This is a genomic window from Caulobacter sp. Root655, assembly GCF_001427665.1.
GTDB lineage: Bacteria > Pseudomonadota > Alphaproteobacteria > Caulobacterales > Caulobacteraceae > Caulobacter.
This window is the reverse complement of sequence record NZ_LMHC01000006.1, coordinates 143,758-162,927: the sequence shown is the minus strand read 5'-3', so window position 1 is coordinate 162,927 and position 19,170 is coordinate 143,758. Positions and strand designations below refer to the sequence as shown.

Genomic DNA, 19,170 nt, shown 5'->3' with positions numbered 1-19,170 from the left:
AGCGAGTCCTTGACGGCGTTCAGGGAGTTGGCGGTGGTCGACTGGTTCTTGGCCATCGCCCAGATCGCGCCGTTGTCCTTGGCGTTGCCGACCTTCTTGCCGGTGTTGATCCGCTGTTGCGTGACGCCCAGTTCGGCGTTCGTGGCGTTCAGGTTCTGCAGGGCGATCATCGCGCCCGAATTGGTGTTGATGCTATTCAGAGCCATTTCGGCAGGTTCCCATTCAAGGTGTCCGACGTCATTTTGACGGCCGGGAGCATTTTGCTCGGGAGCACTGTGCGAGAACGTCCTTGCGATAGTGTGAAAGTGTCGTGGCTATTTTCAGGATGTGGCTAACGCACCGTTAGGCATTAAGACTTTGTCGGCTGAATCTATTCCTGGCGATGGCAGGGGTGAACTCTCGGTCAAGATCCGGCTATGAATCTCTAGACTCAAGATGCTCGATGCGAAAACCATCCCTGGTGGCGTGGAAAGGGGAAGGGACTAGATCGTGTGGGTCGCCTGACTCTCGTGCATGAAAAACGAACGAGTCCGAGGACCCCCTAGTCGCCAGGCGTTGTCCGAGGGCCGCCGCGCCGCTTCAGGCGCACAACCGCTGCGGCGGCGCCTCGCGGTCCTCGCCGTCGAACAGGTCGAAGGCGTCTTCCCAGGCCGCCTGCCGGGAGGCGCGCAGGGCCGCGTCGTCGATCACCCGGACGATCTGGTCCTCGCGATCGTTCCACACCAGGCCGATATCGGCGGCCCGTCCGGCGTCGCGGCCCAGCAGCAGGATGATGTCGGCCCGCAGCACCCGCTCGGGACTCAGCCGCAACAGGGTGCGCCCGCCGCCCAGGTCGCGGTGGATGTCGGCGAAGTCCAGCACGGCCGAGATCATCGCGGCGCTGACCGGGGCGGTATGCCAATCCTGGGAGGCCCAATTTTCGCGGTTGGGACGGGTCATGTTCGAGGCTCCGGACCTGGGGCGTTTTTCGGGGGCGTTTTTCGATGACTCCCTTATCCATGTGCGATACGTCAAATCCGGACGTATGGAGCGCGTATGCGGCACGACAAGGCGACCCGACTGCTGGACCTGGCCCGGATGCTGGCCGGATCGTCCGAAGGCATGACCCTGGACGAGATGGCCCGCGCCATGGACGTGGGTCGGCGCACGGCCGAACGCATGCGCGACGCGGTCTGGGCCGCCTTCCCGCAGATGGAGGCGATGGACGACCCGCCGACCAAGCGCTTCCGCATCCCGTCCGGCCTGGACAGCCTGTTCCAGACCCCGACCGCGGAGGAACTGGCGGCGCTGCGCACGGCGGCCGATTCCTACGCCGCCGCCGGGGCCGAGGCGCGGTCCTCGGCGCTGTACGCCCTGGAGCGCAAGCTGCTGTCGGCCCTGCGCGGCGCGGCCCGTCGGCGGGTGGCCCCCGACGTCGAGGCCCTGGTCCAGGCCGAAACCATAGCCGTCCACGCCGGCCCGCGCCCGTTCGAGGACGAGCAGGTGCTGACCGCCATCCGCACGGCGATCAAGAGCCTGCAGGCGGTGTCGTTCCGCTACCAGGGCGGCGGCACGCCGGGCCGGGTGCGCGAGGTCACCCCCCTGGGCATCCTGTTCGGCCGCAGCAACTATCTGGTGGCCCTGGAGGGGAGCAATCCGCGCCCGCGCTCCTGGCGGCTGGACCGCATCCACGACATCGCCGTGCTCGACAAGCCGGCCTCGCCGCCCCCCGACTTCTCGCTGCAGGCCTTCGCCGACGAGAGCTTCGGCATCTATCACGGCGAGATGTACGACGTGGCGCTGCGCATCCGTCCCGACCGCGCCGCCGACGCCCTGCGCTGGCGCTTCCACTCCAACCAGACCGTGACCCAGGAGGCGGACGGCTCGGTGCTGGTCGCTTTCCGGGCCAGCGGCATGCTGGAGCTGTCGTGGCACCTGTTCACCTGGGCCGACGCGATCGAGATCGTCTCGCCGCCGGTGCTGAGGGAGATGATGGTCGAGGAACTGAAGGTGGCGCTGAAGGCGCACGAGGAGGCGCCTGCGATCTAGGCGACGCGGGTCGCTACTCCTTGTCCACGAACCCGGCGACCAGGTCGGCGAAGGCCCTCGGATGTTCGAGATAGAGGAGGTGACCGCCTGGCGCGACCACGCGCCGGGCGCCGGGAATTGCGGTCTCCAGCGCCTTGGCCTGTTCCTGCACATCCTTGATGTCGATTTCGCCCACGACGATCAGGGTCGGCTTGCGGATTTCGCCCAGACGCGGCTTGGCCACGGCCAACGGCTGCTCCTTGGTTCCGGCGGTGACATTGCCCGGATAGGCGCGGAGCAACGCCGCCACCCGCGCTCGTTCGGCGTCGGCGTGTTTGGTCAGGATGTAGCGGTCCTTCACCGCGCCATCGATGTTCCCAAGCTTGAAGAGGACCAGCAGTTTCAGGGTCCGCGCGAGGAAGCCGAAGGAGGCGTCGTAGCCGCTGACCCAGGGGCCCACGAGCACCAGCCTGTCGACTGATTCAGGATGCGCCAGGGTGAAGTCGACCGCGACACCGGCGCCCGACGACGAGCCGACCAGCGTGGCGTGCTCGATCCCAAGCGTCTTCATCAGCGCCTCAAGGTCCTTGGCCGGCGCATAGGGCGCCGTCGCGGCGGGCGACGCGCCGTAGCCTCTGCGATCATAGCGCACGACCCGGAAGCGCTCGCACAAGGTTGGCCAGACGCCGTCGAACACGGCCGAGTGGAGGATGCCGTCATGCAGCAGCACGATCGTCTTGGGTCCCGTCCCGCAGGTCTCATAGGCGATCTTGCCGCCCTCGACCGGCGCGAAGCTGGGGGCGGCTTGAGCCGCCAGGGGAGCGCCGAGCAGCAGGCAGCCGAAGGCGATCGCCCGGGCGGGCGTTGAAGGCGGTTTCATCGATGTCTCCAGTGAGAAGCGCCGTCAGGCGCGCTTGAGCGTGTCCTGCTCGTGGTCGGGAAGCTGGTCCGGCGTCTGCTCGGGCGCGTATTCGAGGATGTCGCCCGGCTGGCAGTGCAGGAAGGCGCAGAGGGCCTCCAGCGTGTCGAACTTCATGCCCTTCACCTTGCCTGATTTGAGCAGGGAGAGGTTGGCTTCGGTGATGCCGATGGCGCGGGCCAGCACGTTGGAGCGCACCTTGCGCCGGGCCATCATCACGTCGAGGCGCAGGATGATCGGCATCAGACGAACGCCTCCCGGTCTTCCTCGATCTCGCGCCCGACCCGCATCACCTGGCCGATCACCAGCACCAGCAGGCCCAGCACGAAGGCCTGGACGCTGGCCATGTGGGCCCAATTCTTGTCGATCTCGTAGCCGGTGGCGCTGAGCGCCAGGTGGCAGACGAAGGGCGACAGGGCGTAGGCGCACAGCCAGCCGCCGATCCGGCCGAAGCTCTCGGCCGCGGCGCGCGAGAACACCTGGCCCTTGGCGTAGAGGCCAAACAGCGTCCGCAGGCTCGCGAACAGCATGATGATCGGCGTGGCCCGCACGATCGCGACGACGCAGTAGACCAGGCGGTGGGGCAGGGGGAGCGAGCCGAAGGCCACCGAGTTGGGCGGGCCCTCGCCGATGTAGCAGTTGTCGGGGCCGATCCTGACCAGTTCGCCCTTGTAGAACAGCATGGTGATCAAGGCGGTGACCAGGATCGCCGCCGACACGCCCAGCAGGAGCGTGAACAGCACCGACAGGCCGCGGCTGCCCAGGCGCACGCGGCGCTGGGCGGCGGTCTCTCCCGTGTCCGGCGCGGCGTCGACGATGGGTCTGAATTTCACGACCGTGGCCATGGCGTCCTCCTGTGACGCCAAACTCATTCCGAAAATAATTTCTGTCAAACGATAATATTCTGCGCCCAGATGTCAGGCTGCCGAGCTTGGCCCGTAGCCGCCGCCGCCCGGAGTCTCGATGACGATCGCGTCGCCCGCCGCCACCTCGACCGCGTCCGTGGCGCCGAGCGTCCGCACCGAGCCGTCGGCCCGCTCGACCCGCGCCGCGCCCAACTGACCGGCCTCGCCGCCGGCCAGCCCGAACGGCGCCACCCGCCGGCGGTTGGACAGCAGGGTCGCCGTCATCGGTTCGCGGAAGCCGATCCTGCGCACCACCCCGTCGCCGCCGTGATGCGCGCCGGCCCCACCGGACCCGCGCCGGATCGAGAACGCCTCGACCAGCACTGGATAGCGGGCCTCCAGCACCTCCGGATCGGTCAGGCGGCTGTTGGTCATGTGGGTCTGGACCGCGTCGGCCCCATCGAAGTCCGGTCCCGCCCCGGCCCCGCCGCAGATGGTCTCGTAATATTGCCGCCGGTCGTCGCCGAAGGTGAAGTTGTTCATCGTGCCCTGGGCGGCGGCCATCACCCCCAGCGCGCCGTAAAGGGCGTCGACCACCACCTGGCTGGTCTCGACATTGCCGGCCACCACGGCGGCCGGATAGCGCGGCTTCAGCATCGAACCTTCGGGGATCACCAGTTCGACCGGCCGCAGGCAGCCGTCGTTCATCGGGATCTCGTCATCGACCAGGGTGCGGAACACGTAGAGCGCCGCCGCCCGGCAGATCGAGGCCGGAGCGTTGAAATTGGTCGGGACCTGATCGCTGGTGCCGGCGAAATCGACCCGCGCCGTGCGGGCCGCGCGGTCGACGGTGATCGCCACCTTGACCACGCTGCCGTCGTCCAGTTCGTAGCTGAACGCGCCGTCCGACAGGGTGGCCAGCACCCGCCGCACGGCCTCTTCGGCGTTGTCCTGCACGTGGGCCATATAGGCCTCGACCACGTCCTGGCCGAACTCGGCGACCAGGCCGGTCAAGCTCTCGGCCCCGCGCGCGCAGGCGGCGATCTGGGCCTTGAGGTCGCCGATGTTCTGGTCGGGATTGCGGGCCGGCCAGCGGCCCGAAGCCAGCAGGGCCCGAACTTCGGCCTCCCGGAACCGCCCGCCCTCGACCAGCAGGAAGTTCTCGATCAGCACGCCCTCTTCCTCGACCGTGCGGCTGTTGGGCGGCATCGACCCCGGCGTGATCCCGCCGATGTCGCCCTGGTGGCCGCGCGCGGCGACGTAGAAGGTCAGGGCGTCGCTCTTGTCGAACACCGGCGTGACCACCGTGACGTCGGGCAGGTGGGTGCCGCCGTTGTAGGGGGCGTTGAGCATGTAGACGTCGCCCGGCCTCATGCCCCGGCCGTCGGCGTCGCGGGCCTCGCGGATGGCCCGCACGCTGTCGCCCATCGAGCCCAGGTGCACCGGCATGTGCGGGGCGTTGGCGATCAGGTTTCCGTCGCGGTCGAACAGGGCGCAGGAGAAGTCCAGCCGCTCCTTGATATTGACCGAATAGGCGGTGTTCTGCAGGGCGAACCCCATCTCCTCGGCGACGGCCATGAACAGGTTGTTGAACACCTCCAGCATCACCGGGTCGGCCGCCGTGCCGGCCGCCTGGCGCTTGGGCAGGGCGGCGACGCGGTCGAGGACCAGGTTGAGATGGGCGTCGACGGTGGCCCGCCAGCCGGGCTCGATCACCGTGGTGCCGGTGGCCTCGCGAATGATGGCTGGGCCGGCGACCGTCGCGCCGATCGGCAGGGCGGGGCGGTCGTACACCGATGTGGCGTGCTGCGCGCCGGCCATGCGGACGGTCAAGGTCGCGAGCGGCGCAGCGTCCCTCGAAGACGCGCCGGACTCAAAATCCGGTTCCGCGCCCGCGTCGGCATGGCCGATGGCCTCGACGGCCAGGGCCTCGACCACCAGGGCGGTGCTCGGCGACACGAAGCCGAAGCGGCGTTGGTGCAGGGTTTCGAACGCCGCGCGCACGGTCGCCGCATCGCCCAGCGGCACGCGCAGCGGCGTGTCGGTCCCTGCATATTTGACCAGCAGGCTGGCGAGGGTCTCGACCCGGACCAGCGGCACGTTCTGATCGCGCAGCGCCGCCTCGGCCTCTCCCGCCAGGACGGCGGCGCGGGCCGCCAGGTCGTCGGCGGCCTGCGCCAGCGGCCGCTCGACCGTCGCCTCGCGCAGGATCCGCAGATCGGCCAGGCCCATGCCGTAGGCTGAAAGGACGCCGGCGAACGGGTGGATCATCACCCGCCTCATGCCCAGGGCGTCGGCCACCAGGCAGGCGTGCTGGCCGCCCGCGCCGCCGAAACAGGCCAGCACGTAGCGGGTGACGTCGTAGCCGCGCTGGATCGAGATCTGTCGCACGGCCTTGGCCATGTTCTCGACGGCGATGGTGACGAAGCCCTCGGCGACCTCGGTCGGGGTCATGGTCTTGCCGGTGGCGGCCTCGATTTCGGCGGCCAGGGCTTGGAAGCGGGCAACCACCACCTCGCGGTCCAGCGGCTGGTTGGCGTGGGGCCCGAACACCGCCGGGAAGAAGTCCGGCGACAGCTTGCCGAGCATCACGTTGCAGTCGGTGACCGTCAGCGGCCCGCCGCGCCGGTAGCAGGCCGGGCCGGGATTGGCCCCCGCCGAGGCCGGTCCGACCCGGAACCGGGCGCCGTCGAACGTGCAGATCGAGCCTCCGCCTGCCGCCACGGTGTGGATGTTCATCATCGGCGCGCGCATCCGCACCCCGGCCACCACGGTCTCATAGGCTCGCTCGTACTCGCCGGCGAAGTGGCAGACGTCGGTCGAGGTGCCGCCCATGTCGAAGCCGATCACCCGGTCGAAGCCGGCCTGGGCCGCCGTCTTCGCCATGCCGACCACGCCGCCGGCTGGGCCCGACAGGATGGCGTCCTTGCCCCGGAAGGCGTGGGCGTCGGTCAGGCCGCCGTTGGACTGCATGAACAGCAGCCGGGTCTGGCGGCCCCCCTCTTTCGCCTCAAGGGCGTCGGCCACCTTGTCGACGTAACGGCGCAGGATCGGCGACAGATAGGCGTCGACCACCGTGGTGTCGCCGCGCCCGACCAGCTTCATCAGCGGACTGACCTCGTGGCTGACCGACACCTGGGCGAAGCCGATGTCGCGGGCGATCACGGCGACGCGGGCCTCGTGGTCGGTGAACCGGAAGCCGTGCAGCAGCACGATGGCCACCGCGCGGAAGCCGGCGTCGAAGGCCGCCTGCAGGCCCGCGCGGGCGGCGGCTTCGTCGAGCGGTCGCAGCACGCCGCCCTCGACGCTGATCCGCTCGTCGATCTCGACCACGCGGGTGTAGAGCGCCTCGGGCTTGACGATCCTGCGGTCGAACAGCTTGGGCCGGGCCTGGTAGCCGATGCGCAGGGCGTCGGCGTGGCCCTTGGTGATCGCCAGGATCGTCGGCTCGCCCTGGCGCTCGAGCAGAGCGTTGGTGGCGACGGTGGTGCCCATCTTCACGGCGTCGATGGCGGTCTCGTCGCCCAGCAGCGCGCGCACCCCGGCCACGGCGGCGTCCTCGTACTGCTCGGGGTTCTCCGAGAGCAGCTTGTGGGTGGTCAGGGTCCCGTCGGGACGTCGCGCCACGATGTCGGTGAAGGTGCCGCCGCGGTCGATCCAGAACTCCCAGCCGCGCTCGGTCATGCAAGGTTCCCCTTCGTTGGAACCCTTTTGGCGCTGGGGGCCGGCGGCATCAAGGGCCGTGGCGACAGGCACGGGCGGGGACAGGCCCATGCGCCTGTCCCCATCATGTCCCCGGCCGGCCTCACCCCATCGCCTCGACCGCCGCCCAGATCCCCAGGCCCAGGAAGATCAGCGCCGCGCCGAGGCGGACGTATTTGAGCGGCACGACCTTGGTGACCGCCTCGCCGAAATAGACCGCCGGCGCATTGGCCGCCATCATGCCCAGGGTGGTGCCGGCCGCGACCAGCGGCACGTTGTGGAAGCGCGCGCCCAGGGCGACGGTGGCGATCTGGGTCTTGTCGCCCATCTCGACCAGGAAGAAGGCGATGGTGGTGGTCAGGAACACCCCATAGCGGCCCGCGCCGCCGGGCATGTCGTCGTCGACCTTGTCGGGGATCAAGGCCCAGGCGGCCATGGCGATGAAGGAAATGGCGATCGCCCACCGGAACCAGGCGCCGTCGAACAGGTCGGAGACCAGAGAACCCGCTAGGGCGGCCAGGGCGTGGTTGGCCAGGGTGGCGACCAGTATGCCCAGGATGATCGGCACGGGCTTCTTGAAGCGGGTCGCCAGGATGATGGCCAGCAACTGTGTCTTGTCGCCGATTTCGGCGATGGCCACGACCAGGGCCGAGACGAGCAGGGATTCCATGGATCAGATACCGTCCGGGCCGAGCGCATGCCAATAGCGTCGGAGACCCCGCCCAGCCCGGAACGGAAACCGACGCCATTGGTCTCGCCGCGGAAGCTGGTGGCTTCCTCCACCTGCGCCATATCCCGAAGGATAAGTGTGTTGACGACAGGCCCCGCTGATCGGTGCGGGCGGCTACTCCCCAAAGGTGGGCGGTTGGTACCGGGGTTGCTGGGAGGGGTCAAGCTGGACTGGGGACAGGCGCATGCGCCTGTCCCCGTTCGCTTACACCGCCGCCGGCGCGTCGAAGCGCTCGATGTGGATCGCCACCCGCACCTTGCCGCCGGTGAAGCCGCCGCCGGCCGCCGTGATCACCACCGGGGTGTCGGCGTAGAACGCTGTCGGCCCGATCACCCCGACATTGCTGGCGTTCTTGGCCACGCCGAGGGACGCGCCGAACTTGCCGGCCTCGCCCGCGACGCCGCAGCTGTAGGACGTCGCCCCCGTCACCGCCACGCTGGTGCGGGTCGAGACGCCGTGGACGATGGCCCGGTTGGGGATGACCACGGTCGTGGCCACCGACGCGCCCGACAGGGTCACCTCCTGCTCGAGAATCTCGAAGCGCGTATTGGCCCCGAACGCCGACCTGGCGGCGTTGATGGCCTTGAAGGTCGAGGCGATCGGCGTCCAGACCGCCCCGTCGAAGACCAGGGCCTGACCCTCGTCCTTGATCCAGGCCATGTAGCCGGCGTTCGGCGTCAGGAATTCCCAGGCGCCGGCCTCGTGGCGGGCGATCAGGCTGGCCGGCTTGCCGCCCCAGGCCGAACCCGTCGCCGAGACCGGCAGGATCCAGACCGCGCCGTCGCCGGGCGAGGCGGGCTGGGCGGCGACCGCGCGGCTCTCGGCGGCCAGCTGGACCAGGCCGTCCAGCCGGGCGAAGGCCTCGTTGACGGTGATGTGCTTCTGGGCCTGGCCGGCCGCCACATAGGGCAGTGACAGGCGAGGCGTGGCGTCGTCGGACATGGGCTTGCTCCTGAAGGTTTCGAGACCTCCAGTGTCAGCCCGCCGGGAGTCAGGGAGGACGGACGCGCGTCCATCCCCCTGCGCGTCCCCGTCTACTGGGCGGCGAAAGCCAGGCGGTTTCCCGAAGTCAGCGCGGTCTTGGCCGCCAGCTCCGCCTTGGCGTCCTCGTATTCCTCCGCGAACTTGGCCACCAGTTCGCCGGCCGACAGCACCGCGCCGATCGCGCCGATGCCCTGGCCGCAGCCCCAGATGTCGCGCCAGGCCTTGGCGTCCTGGTTGCCGCCCGAGCCGAAGTTCATGGCCGACGGATCGCTGACCGGCAGGTTGGCCGGGTCCAGTCCCGCCTTGACCACCGACGGGCGCAGGTAGTTGCCGTGCACGCCTGTGAACAGGTTGGAATAGAGGATGTCGTCGGCCTGGCTCTCGACGATCATGTCCTTGTAGCCCTGGACGGCGTTGGCCTCCTGGGTGGCGATGAAGGCCGAGCCGATATAGGCTAGGTCCGCGCCCATGGCCTGGGCGGCCAGGATCGAGCGGCCCGAGGCGATCGAGCCCGACAGCGCCACCGGCCCGTCGAACCACTGGCGGATTTCCTGGACCAGGGCGAACGGCGACAGGGTGCCGGCATGGCCGCCGGCCCCGGCCGCGACGGGGATCAGGCCGTCGGCGCCCTTCTCGATGGCCTTGTGGGCGTGGCGGTCGTTGATCACGTCATGCAGGGTGACGCCGCCGTACGAGTGGACCGCCGCGTTGAGGTCCTCGCGCGCGCCCAGCGAGGTGATCACCACCGGGACCTTGTACTTGACGCAGAGGGCGACGTCCTCCTCGAGGCGGTTGTTGGTCTTGTGGACGATCTGGTTGACCGCGAACGGGGCCGAGGGCGCGTCCGGATTGGCCCGGTCATAGGCCGCCAGCTCCTCGGTGATCCGCGCCAGCCACTCGTCCAGTTGCGAGATCGGCCGGGCGTTGAGGGCTGGGAACGAACCGACGATCCCCGCCTTGCACTGGGCGATCACCAGGTCCGGATTGCTGATGATGAACAGCGGAGACGCGATGACGGGCAGGCGCAGACGGTCGCGCAGAATCGGCGGCAAGGCCATGGAAGTCGTCTCCTGTTCGGCGGCCGCTCCGGGTCGCTCATGTAAACAGCGTTAGTTTAAACGCTCGTTCGCGACATGCGCAAGCGCTTGACCTACCCTAGGGCAGAGGAGCATCTGCTGGCCAAAACAAGAAAATGCTGCGGTGCAGGAGAGAGACGTCGTGAATCACCCGACCACCCCGCTAGCCGAGGATTTTGGCGCCCCGGATCGGTCGAAGTGGATGGCCTTGGTCGAAAAGACCCTCAAGGGCCAGACGTTCGACGACGCCCTGGTCACCCAGACCCCCGACGGCATCGCCATCCAGCCGCTCTATACGATCGAGGACGGCGTGGCCGTGGTCCGCGACCTGCGGGCTCGCGACGCCGACCGGCCGTGGGACCTGCGCATGCGCGCCGCCCATCCCGATCCGCGCCAGGCGGCCGCCGAGATCATGAAGGACCTGGAGGGCGGCGCGGCCTCGGTGCTGCTGGCCCTCGACCCGTCCGGCCTCAACGGCGTGGCGGTGGGTTCGCTGCAGGACCTGGCCCAGGCGCTGAACGGCGTGATGCTGGACCTCGCCCCCGTCGCCCTCGACGCCGGCTTCCTGGGTCCCAAGGCCGCCGACTGGCTGGGAACCCTGGCCAAGTCCGCGCCCAACGCGCCGCTGGCCTTCCACCTGGACCCGCTGACCGCCTTCGCCCAGGCTGGGACCAGCCCCGGCCCGATCGAGAGCCATCTGGTCTCGGCCGCCACGGTCGGCGCCCGCCTGGCGACGACCTACGCCAAGGCCAGCCTGTTCCTGGCCACCGGCCGCGCCGCCCACGAGGCCGGCGGCTCCAACACCGAGGAACTGGCGACGATGGCCGCCAGCGCCGTGACCTACGCCAAGGCCCTGGTCCGCGCCGGCCTGTCGATGGAAGAGGCCTTCTCGCGCATCGTCCTGGGCGTCAGCCTGGACGCCGAATATTTCACCGGCGTGGCCAAGCTGAGGGCCGCCCGGGCGCTGTGGGCGCGGATCACCCAGGCCTGCGGCGTCTCGGTCCCGGCCGTCATCGAGGCCCGCTCGTCGCAACGCATGCTGACCCGGGCCGACGCCTGGACCAACCTGCTGCGCCTGACCTCTGCAGGCTTCGCCGGCGCGGTCGGCGGGGCCGACGCGGTGGTGCTGGGGGCCTTCACCGACGCCATCGGCCTGCCCACCGCTTTCGGCCGTCGCCAGGCGCGCAACACCCAGCTGGTGCTGATGGAGGAGAGCCACCTGGGCCGCGTCGCCGACCCGGCCGGCGGGGCCTGGTACCTCGACAACCTGACCGACCTGCTGGCCCGCGCCGCTTGGGGCGGCTTCCAGGCCATCGAGGCGGACGGCGGGATCATCAAGGCGCTGGAAAGCGGCCTGATCGCCGACATCGTCGGCGAAACCCGCGCCGGCCAGGAAGCCCAGTTCGCCGACAAGAGCCGCAAGATCCTCGGCGTCACCGCCTTCCCCAACGGCGAGGACAAGCCGGCCGAGGTCGCCACGCCGGTGGTCGCCGACTTCGCGGTCGACGGGCCCAGCGTCCGCCTGCCGGGGCCGGACTCGCGCTGCCCGCCGCTGACGCCGATCCGTTTCGCCGCCGCCTTCGAGGGAGCGCAAGCATGAGCCAGTTCCCCAATTTCGCGGACGTCGATTTCGAGGCCGGGACGCCCCTTGGAGAAGGAGAGGGGGTCGACGCCCCGACCGACGGCCCGGTCTGGGTCACGCCCGAAGGCGTCGACGTCGCGGCCTCGTTCTCTGAAGCCGACATCGCGGGTCTGGACTTCACCGGCGGCTATCCGGGCGTCGCGCCCTATCTGCGCGGCCCCTATCCGACCATGTACGTCACCAACCCGTGGACGGTGCGGCAGTACGCCGGCTTCTCGACCGCCGAGGACTCAAACGCCTTCTACCGCCGCAACCTGGCGGCCGGTCAAATGGGCCTGTCGGTGGCCTTCGACCTGGCCACCCACCGGGGCTATGACAGCGACCATGAGCGGGTGAAGGGCGACGTCGGCATGGCCGGCGTGGCCATCGACTCCATCCTCGACATGCGCACCCTGTTCAGCGGCATTCCGCTCGACAAGATGAGCGTGTCGATGACCATGAACGGCGCGGTGCTGCCGATCCTGGCGCTCTACATCGTCGCCGCCGAGGAGCAGGGGGTCAGCCCCGACAAGCTGTCGGGCACGATCCAGAACGACATCCTCAAAGAGTTCATGGTGCGCAACACCTACATCTATCCGCCCGGCCCCTCGATGCGGATCATCTCCGACATCTTCGCCTTCACCTCGGAGAAGATGCCGAAGTTCAACTCGATCTCGATCAGCGGCTACCACATGCAGGAAGCGGGAGCCTCGGCCGACCTGGAGCTGGCCTACACCCTGGCCGACGGCGTCGAGTACGCCCGGGCCGGCGTCGCGGCGGGCATGGACATCGACACCTTCGCCCCACGCCTGTCGTTCTTCTGGGCGATCGGCATGAACTACTTCATGGAGGTCGCCAAGATGCGCGCGGCCCGGCTGTTGTGGGCCCGGATGATGAAGCGCGAGTTCGCGCCCAAGGACGAGCGCTCGCTATCCTTGCGCACCCACAGCCAGACCTCGGGCTGGTCGCTGGCGGCCCAAGACGTGTTCAACAACGTTTCGCGCACCTGCGTCGAGGCCATGGCGGCGGTCAACGGCCAGACCCAGAGCCTGCACACCAACGCCCTGGACGAGGCCCTGGCCCTGCCCACCGACTTCTCGGCCCGCATCGCCCGCAACACCCAGCTGTTCCTGCAGATGGAAAGCGGCACGACCCGCGTCGCCGACCCCTGGGGCGGCAGCTACTATGTCGAGCGCCTGACCCACGACCTGGCGGTCAGGGCCATGGCCCACATCGAGGAGGTCGAGGCGGCCGGCGGCATGGCCAAGGCCATCGAGCAGGGCATCCCCAAGCTGCGCATCGAGGAAGCCGCCGCCAAGACCCAGGCCCGCATCGACGCCAATCGCCAGAGCGTGGTGGGGGTCAATCGCTACAAGCCGGAGGTGGCCGACGTCATCCCGATGCTGAAGGTCGACAATTCGTCGGTCCGTACCCAGCAACTTGAGAAGCTGGCCCGTCTGAAGGCCGAGCGCGATCCGGCCAGGACCGCCGCCGCGCTGAAGGCGCTGGAGGACGGGGCGCGCGGGACGCAGAACCTGTTGGCCCTGGCCGTCGACGCCGCCCGCGCCCACGCCACGGTCGGCGAGATCAGCCTGGCCATGGAGAACGTCTTCGGCCGCCACCGCGCCACCATCCAGTCGATCCAGGGGGTCTATATGAAGGAAGCCGGCAGCGACCCCGCCGCCGCTCGGGCGAAAGCCATGGTCGAGGCCTTCGAACAGGCCGACGGCCGCCGCCCCCGCATCCTGGTCGCCAAGATGGGCCAGGACGGCCACGACCGCGGCCAGAAGGTGATCGCCACCGCCTTCGCCGACCTGGGCTTCGACGTCGATATCGGCCCGCTGTTCCAGACCCCGGCCGAGGCCGCCAAGCAGGCGGTCGAGAACGACGTCCACATCGTCGGGGCCTCGTCCCTGGCGGCGGGTCACCTGACCCTGGCCCCGGAACTGAAGGCCGAACTGGCCAGGCAGGGCCGGGCCGACATCATGATGGTGGTCGGCGGCGTGATCCCGCCCCAGGACTTCGACGCCCTGCGCGAGGCCGGCGCCGCGGCGATCTTCCCGCCCGGCACGGTGATCGCCGAGGCGGTGATCGAGCTGCTGGACAAGCTGAACAAGCAGCTGGGCTATACGCAGGGCGAGGCGGCGTAATCTGCACATGAGACCGCGCAGTGAACGACGAACGACGGGGGCGAGGGTCTTGGCCGCCATCTACGTCGCGCTCGTGGTCGCCTACCCGTTGGCGACCACGAGCGCGCTGGCGCTCGGCTATAGCGACTACGACAAGACCCCTGCGGAGACGCTCGCGGGACTGAGGCCAATGATCCCGGCGATGCTGACGGTTATGCCTTTGCTCGCGGCGGCCATCACCTTCCCATCCTTCCTTGTCTGGGCTGTTCTGCACCGTCTGCGACTACATTTCGCGATCATGGCGGCGGCCATCGGGGGCTTGAATGGCGGCCTGCTCTTGCTGAGCCGGGCATGGGCTTGGCCGGGCTTGGCCTTTCCATTCACGGGGGTCTGCTGCGGACTGCTGGCCTGGTGGATCGCCTATGGCCGCCAACGAATGTTGCCCGAACCGGTCATTGAGCCATTATCCGCCATCTAGGGCGTGATTTTCGCGGTTGAACGCGATCCCTTCTTCCGATTCCCCGACGAAGGTCGGGGCCCAGGTGAAACCCACGAGGCGTTCCGGATGAAGCTGGGTCCCGGCCTTCGCCGGGAAAACGGCGATAGAGACAAGGCGCTTCAAAGGGAAGCAAACGCGTTCTGGCGAAGAAGATCGACGACAGCTCTCTGCACCACGGCTTGACGGGATTTCCACGGCGCTCACCGATCCATCCGCACGCGCATCACCCCTGATGAGGATGTCACGCACATCCCATCGAGGCCCCCATGCTCCCGCCGCCCGCCCGCGAGAAGACCAGCGTCAACCGCATCGTCCTGGCCGTCGTCTTCGCCTTCGGCTTTCCGGCCCTGGGCCTGTCGCAGGTGATGATCTGGACCGACGAGGCCACCTCCTACGCCACGCGCGCCGCGACGGCCGCCTCGGGCGCGGTCGCCGCCCTGCCGTTCGGGGCGGTGTTGGGCTGGCCCTACGTGCTGAGCGCCTGCTGCGTCTGGGCCTGCCTGCACCAGTTCGGGCGGCACCATCGCGCGCTGGCCGGACTGATCGGCGCGATCACGGGTTTCGCGGTGGCGTTCAAACTGCTCGGCTGGCACGCGACCGACACCCTGGTGGTCTTCCCGCTCAGCGCCGTGCTCGGTCTGGCTACGGGCCTGGGTGTCTGGACGATCGCCTATGGTCGGCAGGGCCGCCTTCCTGCTCCGCGAGCGGCCGTTCCGAGCCGCGCGGGTTCGTGCTAGCCTCTCCCCATGAACGCCCTGGCCCGCGCGCTCGAAACCTCCCAGCCGCACAGGTTCACCCTGGACGACGTCTTGCGCATGCAGGCGGCGGGAATCCTCGACGAGGGCGCCAAGGTGGAGTTGATCGACGGGGGGCTGGTCGAGATGGCTTCGGAAGGCGCGCCGCATACGCGGGCCAAGATGCAGATCGCCTACGCCTTCATGGCCCAGGCCCAAGGCAAGACCATCGTCATCGTCGATTCCACCCTGCGACTGGCGCCGACCTACGCGCCGGACCCAGACCTCTACCTTTACGACGCCAACCTGCCGCTGGACGGGGTGAACGGCGCGAACGTTGGTCTTGTGATCGAGGTCGCCCAGAGCACCGTGGCCAAGGATTTGTCGATCAAGGCCGAACTCTACGCCCAGCACGGCGTGCGCGACTATTGGGTGGTGGACGTCAACACCAGCACGATCACCGTCCATCGCGACCTGAGTGGCGGCGTCTATCGCGATGTCGTTCAGTATTCGGCGCGCGACACGGTCGCGTCGCTGGCCTTCCCATCGCTGACGCTGTGTCTGGCCGATCTGCCGCCGATCCGCTGACCTACCGCTTGCCCGCCTTCATCCGCCGCCTCTTCCGCGTCTTGGCGTCGATGTCGTCGGGCAGGCCGTGGCGGCCTTCGATGTCTTTCTGCAGCGCCTTGGCGGCCATCAGGTGGCCGGGGAACAGGGTGTCGACGGCCCAGCCCAGCATCGGCACGGTGTCGGACAGGTTGTCGGCGGCCAGGTAGGCGGCCATCCGCGCCAGGGTCGCGGCCGAGGCCTTGGCCTTGACGGCGTGGTAGAGCAGCAGCCCGCCGGCGCCCAGGCCGTAGGCCAGGCCGACGCCGGGGACCCAGGCCAGCACGCCGTCCAGCCCGATGCCGAACGGTCCGATGCCGATCAGCCGGTCCGACAGCCGCTTGACGGTTTCGGCCTGACGCCAGGCGTGATGGGCCTTGCGCCGGTGGCTGGCGGGCCCTTCATCGACGACATAGGGCTCTGCGGTGCGGTCGGTCATCTGGGGTCAACGCTCCGGCGAGGTGTTGGTTGTCTCCGACCATGCATCGGCTCGTTCCGAAAACCGGTCCCCACTTTTCGGGCCGATGCTAACCGAGAAACACCACCCGGCGCTTTTCCTTGCCGGCCTGGATGCGGCCCAGCAGGTCGCGGTACTCGGCCGAGCCCTGCACGTCCTTGCGCGTGCCTTCGAAATAGATCGTGTCGTCCATGTGCTTGGTCAGCATGTCGGCCGACCATTTGTGGCCGGTGAACAGCATGTCGGCGACGTTGCCGATGCCCGGCACGGCCCCGGCCACGGTGTCGATCAGGATGATGGCGGTGATCTGGATGACGATCATCGGCGCGGCGCGGGCTCGCACGGCGTCGATGATGATCAGCCCGCCGGCCCCCAGGCTGTAGAGCTCTCCGGCCCCGGGAATCCAGGTCAGCAGGCCATCCAGGCCGATGCCCAGCGGTCCGATGCCGACGACGTTGTCGGACAGCTTCTTCACCCGCTCGACGTTGTTGCGGATGTTGTGAAGATCCAGATGCGATTTGGCGAAGATCACCGGCAGCCCCCAGCGGCGAGAAGCCGCCAATCTGCCTTAACCATGAGCGCGCAGGAAGGGCTACGGTACAGTTTCCCGCCGGACGCGAGCGCTTGGCGGGAGCCCCTCGGCAAACGGCCGGTTTATGCTTAAGCTGACGGCGCGCCGACCCGGCTGACGAGGATCCATCGATGCTGATCTCGACCACCCCCTTCATCGAAGGACGGCCGGTCCAGGACTACAAGGGCGCGATCTACGCCCAGTCGATCCTCGGCGCGAACGTGGTGCTGGACCTGATGGCGGCGATCCGCGACTTCATCGGCGGCCATTCGAAGTCCTATGAGCGGGTGTTGGCCCGGGCCCGCGAGGACGCCATGAAGAACCTGGTGAAAGAGGCCGAGAAGCTGGGCGCCAACGCCATCCTGGCCGTCGATCTCGACTACAACACCGTCGGCCCCAACGGTTCGATGATGATGGTTTCGGTTTCCGGGACGGCCGTCGTCCTCTAAGCGGGACGGGTGAGCGCCCAGCCGAACATCGCCGACCTCGAAACCCGCCTGGTCGCCGGCGACCGCGCCGCCCTGGCCCGCGCCATTACCCTGGTCGAGAGCCGCCGCCACGACCACCAGCGCGCCGCCCGCGCCCTGCTCGAACGGCTGATGCCACGCACCGGTGGGGCGCAGCGGATCGGCATCACCGGCGTGCCGGGGGCCGGCAAGTCGACCACCATCGAGGCGTTCGGCACGATGCTGACCGCCGCCGGCCACCGGGTGGCGGTGCTGGCGGTCGATCCGTCGTCCGGCCGGCACGGCGGCTCGATCCTCGGCGACAAGACCCGGATGGAGCGGCTTAGCGTCGACCCCAACGCCTATATCCGCCCGTCGCCATCCGGCGGGGTGCTGGGCGGCGTGGCCCGCAAGACCCGCGAGGCCATGCTGCTGTGCGAGGCGGCCGGCTTCGACGTGATCCTGGTCGAGACGGTGGGCGTGGGCCAGTCCGAGACCGTGGTGTCGGAGATGGTCGACATCTTCCTGGCCCTGCTGATCCCCGGCGGTGGCGACGAACTGCAGGGCATCAAGAAGGGCCTGATCGAACTGGCCGACCTGCTGGTGATCAACAAGGCCGACGCCGATCCGGCCAGGGCCGAGCGCTCGGCCCGCGACTACCGCAACGCTTTGCACATCCTGACGCCGGCCTCGCCCGACTGGACGCCGCCGGTGCTGACCGCCTCGGGCCTGACGGGCGCGGGGCTCGACGGGCTGTGGGACCAGATCCGGCGCCACCGCCAGATCATGACCGCCAACGGCGACCGCGCCCGGCGGCGGGCCGACCAGGACAGCCGCTGGATGTGGGCGATGGTCCAGGACCGGCTGGCCGAGGCGTTCAGGGCCGCGCCGGCCGTGGCGGGGATTTCGGCCGAAGTCGAGCGGGCGGTGCGGGCGGGGGAGCTGCCGGCCTCTGCAGCGGCCGACCGGTTGCTGGCGGCGTTTGGGCTGGAGTAGCGCCTTGCGTCCTTCGAGGCCCGCTGCGCGGGCGCCTCAGGATGAGGAATTCAGAGCCAGTCCACGAACCTCATCCTGAGGTGCTAGCCGCAGGCTCGCCTCGAAGGACGCAGGGTATGGCCGCCTCGATTTGGGGTCTCCCGCAGAGGGCGGGGATGATGGTTTAGGGGTTGGTCAGCCGCTTGGCCTGGGCCACCCACGCATCCCGCTCGGCGCGGCCCCTGAGACTGAGCTTGGCGTCGAAGTCCGCGAGTTCCTCGGGTCCCCAGGCGGCGATCTGCGCGAAGCGGGTGACGCCCAGCTCGGCCAGCGAAGCCGACAGCTTGGGGCCGACGCCGACCAGCAGGGTCAGGTCGTCGGCGGCCGCCTCGACGGTTTCGACGACGGCCTCGACGACCGGTTCGGTCACCGCCTTGGCGGTTTCAATGGTCTCGGTGGCGACGGCCTCGACCGTTTCGGCGACCTCGACGGCTTCCACCGGTGCGAAGGCCAGGACCGGGGCCTCGGTCACCGGATCGATCACGGGCGCCGGGGCGGGTTCCGCCTTGAGCGCCAGGGTCGGGGCCATCAGGGCCTCGATATTGACCGCCTCGCGCCAGCGCGCTGTCCACCACCACCAGGTCGCGCCGGCCATGGCGGCGCCGCCGAACACCAGCCACAGGGGCGAAGCCGCGCCCGCCAGCAGGTTCGGACCCTTTTCGGGGTCGATCTTGGGGATTTCAGGCAGGAACGAGGTCATGGCGCGGGCTCCAACAACCGTTTTGTTGCGATGCAGCATAACACGGTTTTTGGCTTCGCAAGCGCGAAATTGTTGACCCCGGGTCAAGCCCATCCGTCCGCCTTCAGGG

General features: G+C 69.0%; 19 protein-coding genes, 2 pseudogenes and 1 riboswitch. Of the genes and pseudogenes, 8 read left to right on the top strand and 13 right to left on the bottom strand.

Going from position 1 to position 19,170, the window contains the following annotated elements; genetic code table 11:
- Positions 1-206, bottom strand: a pseudogene (locus ASD79_RS08045) (flagellin); the annotation flags it as partial.
- 373 nt (positions 207-579) lie between these two features.
- Positions 580-939: a hypothetical protein gene (locus ASD79_RS08040; RefSeq protein ID WP_056720512.1), complete on the bottom strand. Its 360-nt coding sequence runs from the start codon at positions 937-939 to the stop codon at positions 580-582.
- 96 nt (positions 940-1,035) lie between these two features.
- Here ASD79_RS08040 and ASD79_RS08035 point away from each other — a divergent pair, with 96 nt between their 5' ends.
- Entirely contained in the window at positions 1,036-2,028 is a 993-nt protein-coding gene (locus ASD79_RS08035) for a YafY family protein (RefSeq protein WP_056720511.1), read from the top strand.
- 13 nt (positions 2,029-2,041) lie between these two features.
- Here ASD79_RS08035 and ASD79_RS08030 read toward each other — a convergent pair whose 3' ends face one another.
- The 7 genes from ASD79_RS08030 to ASD79_RS08000 all read right to left on the bottom strand — a co-directional run bounded on the left by ASD79_RS08030 (position 2,042) and on the right by ASD79_RS08000 (position 10,245).
- The gene (locus ASD79_RS08030) at positions 2,042-2,887 is read right to left on the bottom strand and encodes an alpha/beta fold hydrolase (RefSeq protein WP_056720510.1); all 846 of its coding nucleotides are present in this window, start codon (positions 2,885-2,887) and stop codon (positions 2,042-2,044) included.
- Positions 2,888-2,911: 24 nt separating this feature from the next.
- Positions 2,912-3,169 carry a helix-turn-helix transcriptional regulator gene (locus tag ASD79_RS08025; protein ID WP_056720509.1) on the bottom strand — a complete coding sequence of 86 codons (258 nt, stop codon included), beginning with the start codon at positions 3,167-3,169 and terminating at the stop codon, positions 2,912-2,914.
- Positions 3,169-3,771 carry a DUF2975 domain-containing protein gene (locus ASD79_RS08020; protein WP_056720508.1) on the bottom strand — a complete coding sequence of 201 codons (603 nt, stop codon included), beginning with the start codon at positions 3,769-3,771 and terminating at the stop codon, positions 3,169-3,171. Before ASD79_RS08020 ends, ASD79_RS08025 begins: the two co-directional genes overlap by 1 nt.
- Before the next feature lie 72 nt (positions 3,772-3,843).
- Positions 3,844-7,455, bottom strand: coding sequence for a hydantoinase B/oxoprolinase family protein (locus ASD79_RS08015; protein WP_056720507.1), 3,612 nt, complete (start codon positions 7,453-7,455; stop codon positions 3,844-3,846).
- A gap of 121 nt (positions 7,456-7,576) precedes the next feature.
- Positions 7,577-8,143 (bottom strand): TMEM165/GDT1 family protein, encoded by a 567-nt coding sequence (locus tag ASD79_RS08010; RefSeq protein ID WP_056720506.1) that lies wholly within the window; start codon positions 8,141-8,143, stop codon positions 7,577-7,579.
- 41 nt (positions 8,144-8,184) lie between these two features.
- A riboswitch (yybP-ykoY riboswitch) is annotated at positions 8,185-8,338 on the bottom strand.
- Positions 8,339-8,407: 69 nt separating this feature from the next.
- A complete protein-coding gene (locus ASD79_RS08005) occupies positions 8,408-9,145 on the bottom strand; it encodes a DUF2793 domain-containing protein (protein ID WP_056720505.1) in 738 nt (245 codons plus the stop codon).
- 92 nt (positions 9,146-9,237) lie between these two features.
- Positions 9,238-10,245, bottom strand: coding sequence for a nitronate monooxygenase family protein (locus tag ASD79_RS08000; protein ID WP_056720504.1), 1,008 nt, complete (start codon positions 10,243-10,245; stop codon positions 9,238-9,240).
- Positions 10,246-10,465: 220 nt separating this feature from the next.
- On the opposite strand from ASD79_RS08000, the gene ASD79_RS07995 reads away from it, so the two are divergent.
- The 5 genes from ASD79_RS07995 (at position 10,466) to ASD79_RS07975 (ending at position 15,834) form a co-directional block, all read left to right on the top strand.
- Positions 10,466-11,863: a methylmalonyl-CoA mutase family protein gene (locus ASD79_RS07995; RefSeq protein ID WP_056720503.1), complete on the top strand. Its 1,398-nt coding sequence runs from the start codon at positions 10,466-10,468 to the stop codon at positions 11,861-11,863.
- Positions 11,860-14,034, top strand: coding sequence for a methylmalonyl-CoA mutase (scpA, locus tag ASD79_RS07990; RefSeq protein WP_056720502.1), 2,175 nt, complete (start codon positions 11,860-11,862; stop codon positions 14,032-14,034). The genes ASD79_RS07995 and scpA overlap by 4 nt, the downstream gene beginning before the upstream one ends.
- A gap of 49 nt (positions 14,035-14,083) precedes the next feature.
- A complete protein-coding gene (locus tag ASD79_RS07985) occupies positions 14,084-14,491 on the top strand; it encodes a hypothetical protein (protein WP_056720501.1) in 408 nt (135 codons plus the stop codon).
- A gap of 287 nt (positions 14,492-14,778) precedes the next feature.
- Positions 14,779-15,249, top strand: coding sequence for a hypothetical protein (locus ASD79_RS07980; protein WP_056720500.1), 471 nt, complete (start codon positions 14,779-14,781; stop codon positions 15,247-15,249).
- 9 nt (positions 15,250-15,258) lie between these two features.
- Positions 15,259-15,834, top strand: coding sequence for a Uma2 family endonuclease (locus ASD79_RS07975; RefSeq protein WP_056720499.1), 576 nt, complete (start codon positions 15,259-15,261; stop codon positions 15,832-15,834).
- 1 nt (position 15,835) lies between these two features.
- On the opposite strand, the gene ASD79_RS07970 is transcribed toward ASD79_RS07975, so the two are convergent.
- Both ASD79_RS07970 and ASD79_RS07965 read right to left on the bottom strand, forming a co-directional pair.
- A complete protein-coding gene (locus ASD79_RS07970) occupies positions 15,836-16,291 on the bottom strand; it encodes a DUF4112 domain-containing protein (protein ID WP_056720498.1) in 456 nt (151 codons plus the stop codon).
- An 88-nt stretch (positions 16,292-16,379) separates the two neighbouring features.
- Positions 16,380-16,841: a DUF4112 domain-containing protein gene (locus ASD79_RS07965; protein ID WP_007667128.1), complete on the bottom strand. Its 462-nt coding sequence runs from the start codon at positions 16,839-16,841 to the stop codon at positions 16,380-16,382.
- A gap of 170 nt (positions 16,842-17,011) precedes the next feature.
- Here ASD79_RS07965 and ASD79_RS07960 point away from each other — a divergent pair, with 170 nt between their 5' ends.
- Both ASD79_RS07960 and meaB read left to right on the top strand, forming a co-directional pair.
- Positions 17,012-17,329: a heavy metal-binding domain-containing protein gene (locus ASD79_RS07960; protein WP_007667130.1), complete on the top strand. Its 318-nt coding sequence runs from the start codon at positions 17,012-17,014 to the stop codon at positions 17,327-17,329.
- A gap of 9 nt (positions 17,330-17,338) precedes the next feature.
- A complete protein-coding gene (meaB, locus tag ASD79_RS07955; RefSeq protein WP_056720497.1) occupies positions 17,339-18,322 on the top strand; it encodes a methylmalonyl Co-A mutase-associated GTPase MeaB in 984 nt (327 codons plus the stop codon).
- On the opposite strand, the pseudogene ASD79_RS24230 reads toward meaB, so the two are convergent.
- Together ASD79_RS24230 and ASD79_RS07950 are read right to left on the bottom strand one after the other, a co-directional pair.
- Positions 18,322-18,415: pseudogene (locus ASD79_RS24230) on the bottom strand (hypothetical protein); the annotation flags it as partial. The gene meaB and the pseudogene ASD79_RS24230 sit on opposite strands and share 1 nt — an antisense overlap.
- A gap of 70 nt (positions 18,416-18,485) precedes the next feature.
- The gene (locus ASD79_RS07950) at positions 18,486-19,061 is read right to left on the bottom strand and encodes a hypothetical protein (RefSeq protein ID WP_056720496.1); all 576 of its coding nucleotides are present in this window, start codon (positions 19,059-19,061) and stop codon (positions 18,486-18,488) included.
- Positions 19,062-19,170 lie beyond the last annotated feature (109 nt).

Bases quoted from the DNA above. Each gene is read 5' to 3' on its own strand.
- ASD79_RS08000 (WP_056720504.1), bottom strand. From the start codon at position 10,245: ATGGCCTTGCCGCCGATTCTGCGCGACCGTCTGCGCCTGCCCGTCATC.
- ASD79_RS08010 (WP_056720506.1), bottom strand. From the start codon at position 8,143: ATGGAATCCCTGCTCGTCTCGGCCCTGGTCGTGGCCATCGCCGAAATC.
- ASD79_RS07950 (WP_056720496.1), bottom strand. From the start codon at position 19,061: ATGACCTCGTTCCTGCCTGAAATCCCCAAGATCGACCCCGAAAAGGGT.
- ASD79_RS08025 (WP_056720509.1), bottom strand. From the start codon at position 3,169: ATGCCGATCATCCTGCGCCTCGACGTGATGATGGCCCGGCGCAAGGTG.
- ASD79_RS08005 (WP_056720505.1), bottom strand. From the start codon at position 9,145: ATGTCCGACGACGCCACGCCTCGCCTGTCACTGCCCTATGTGGCGGCC.
- ASD79_RS08040 (WP_056720512.1), bottom strand. From the start codon at position 939: ATGACCCGTCCCAACCGCGAAAATTGGGCCTCCCAGGATTGGCATACC.
- ASD79_RS07980 (WP_056720500.1), top strand. From the start codon at position 14,779: ATGCTCCCGCCGCCCGCCCGCGAGAAGACCAGCGTCAACCGCATCGTC.
- ASD79_RS08020 (WP_056720508.1), bottom strand. From the start codon at position 3,771: ATGGCCACGGTCGTGAAATTCAGACCCATCGTCGACGCCGCGCCGGAC.
- ASD79_RS07970 (WP_056720498.1), bottom strand. From the start codon at position 16,291: ATGACCGACCGCACCGCAGAGCCCTATGTCGTCGATGAAGGGCCCGCC.
- ASD79_RS07995 (WP_056720503.1), top strand. From the start codon at position 10,466: ATGGCCTTGGTCGAAAAGACCCTCAAGGGCCAGACGTTCGACGACGCC.
- scpA (WP_056720502.1), top strand. From the start codon at position 11,860: ATGAGCCAGTTCCCCAATTTCGCGGACGTCGATTTCGAGGCCGGGACG.
- ASD79_RS07975 (WP_056720499.1), top strand. From the start codon at position 15,259: ATGAACGCCCTGGCCCGCGCGCTCGAAACCTCCCAGCCGCACAGGTTC.
- ASD79_RS08015 (WP_056720507.1), bottom strand. From the start codon at position 7,455: ATGACCGAGCGCGGCTGGGAGTTCTGGATCGACCGCGGCGGCACCTTC.
- ASD79_RS08035 (WP_056720511.1), top strand. From the start codon at position 1,036: ATGCGGCACGACAAGGCGACCCGACTGCTGGACCTGGCCCGGATGCTG.
- ASD79_RS08030 (WP_056720510.1), bottom strand. From the start codon at position 2,887: ATGAAACCGCCTTCAACGCCCGCCCGGGCGATCGCCTTCGGCTGCCTG.
- ASD79_RS07960 (WP_007667130.1), top strand. From the start codon at position 17,012: ATGCTGATCTCGACCACCCCCTTCATCGAAGGACGGCCGGTCCAGGAC.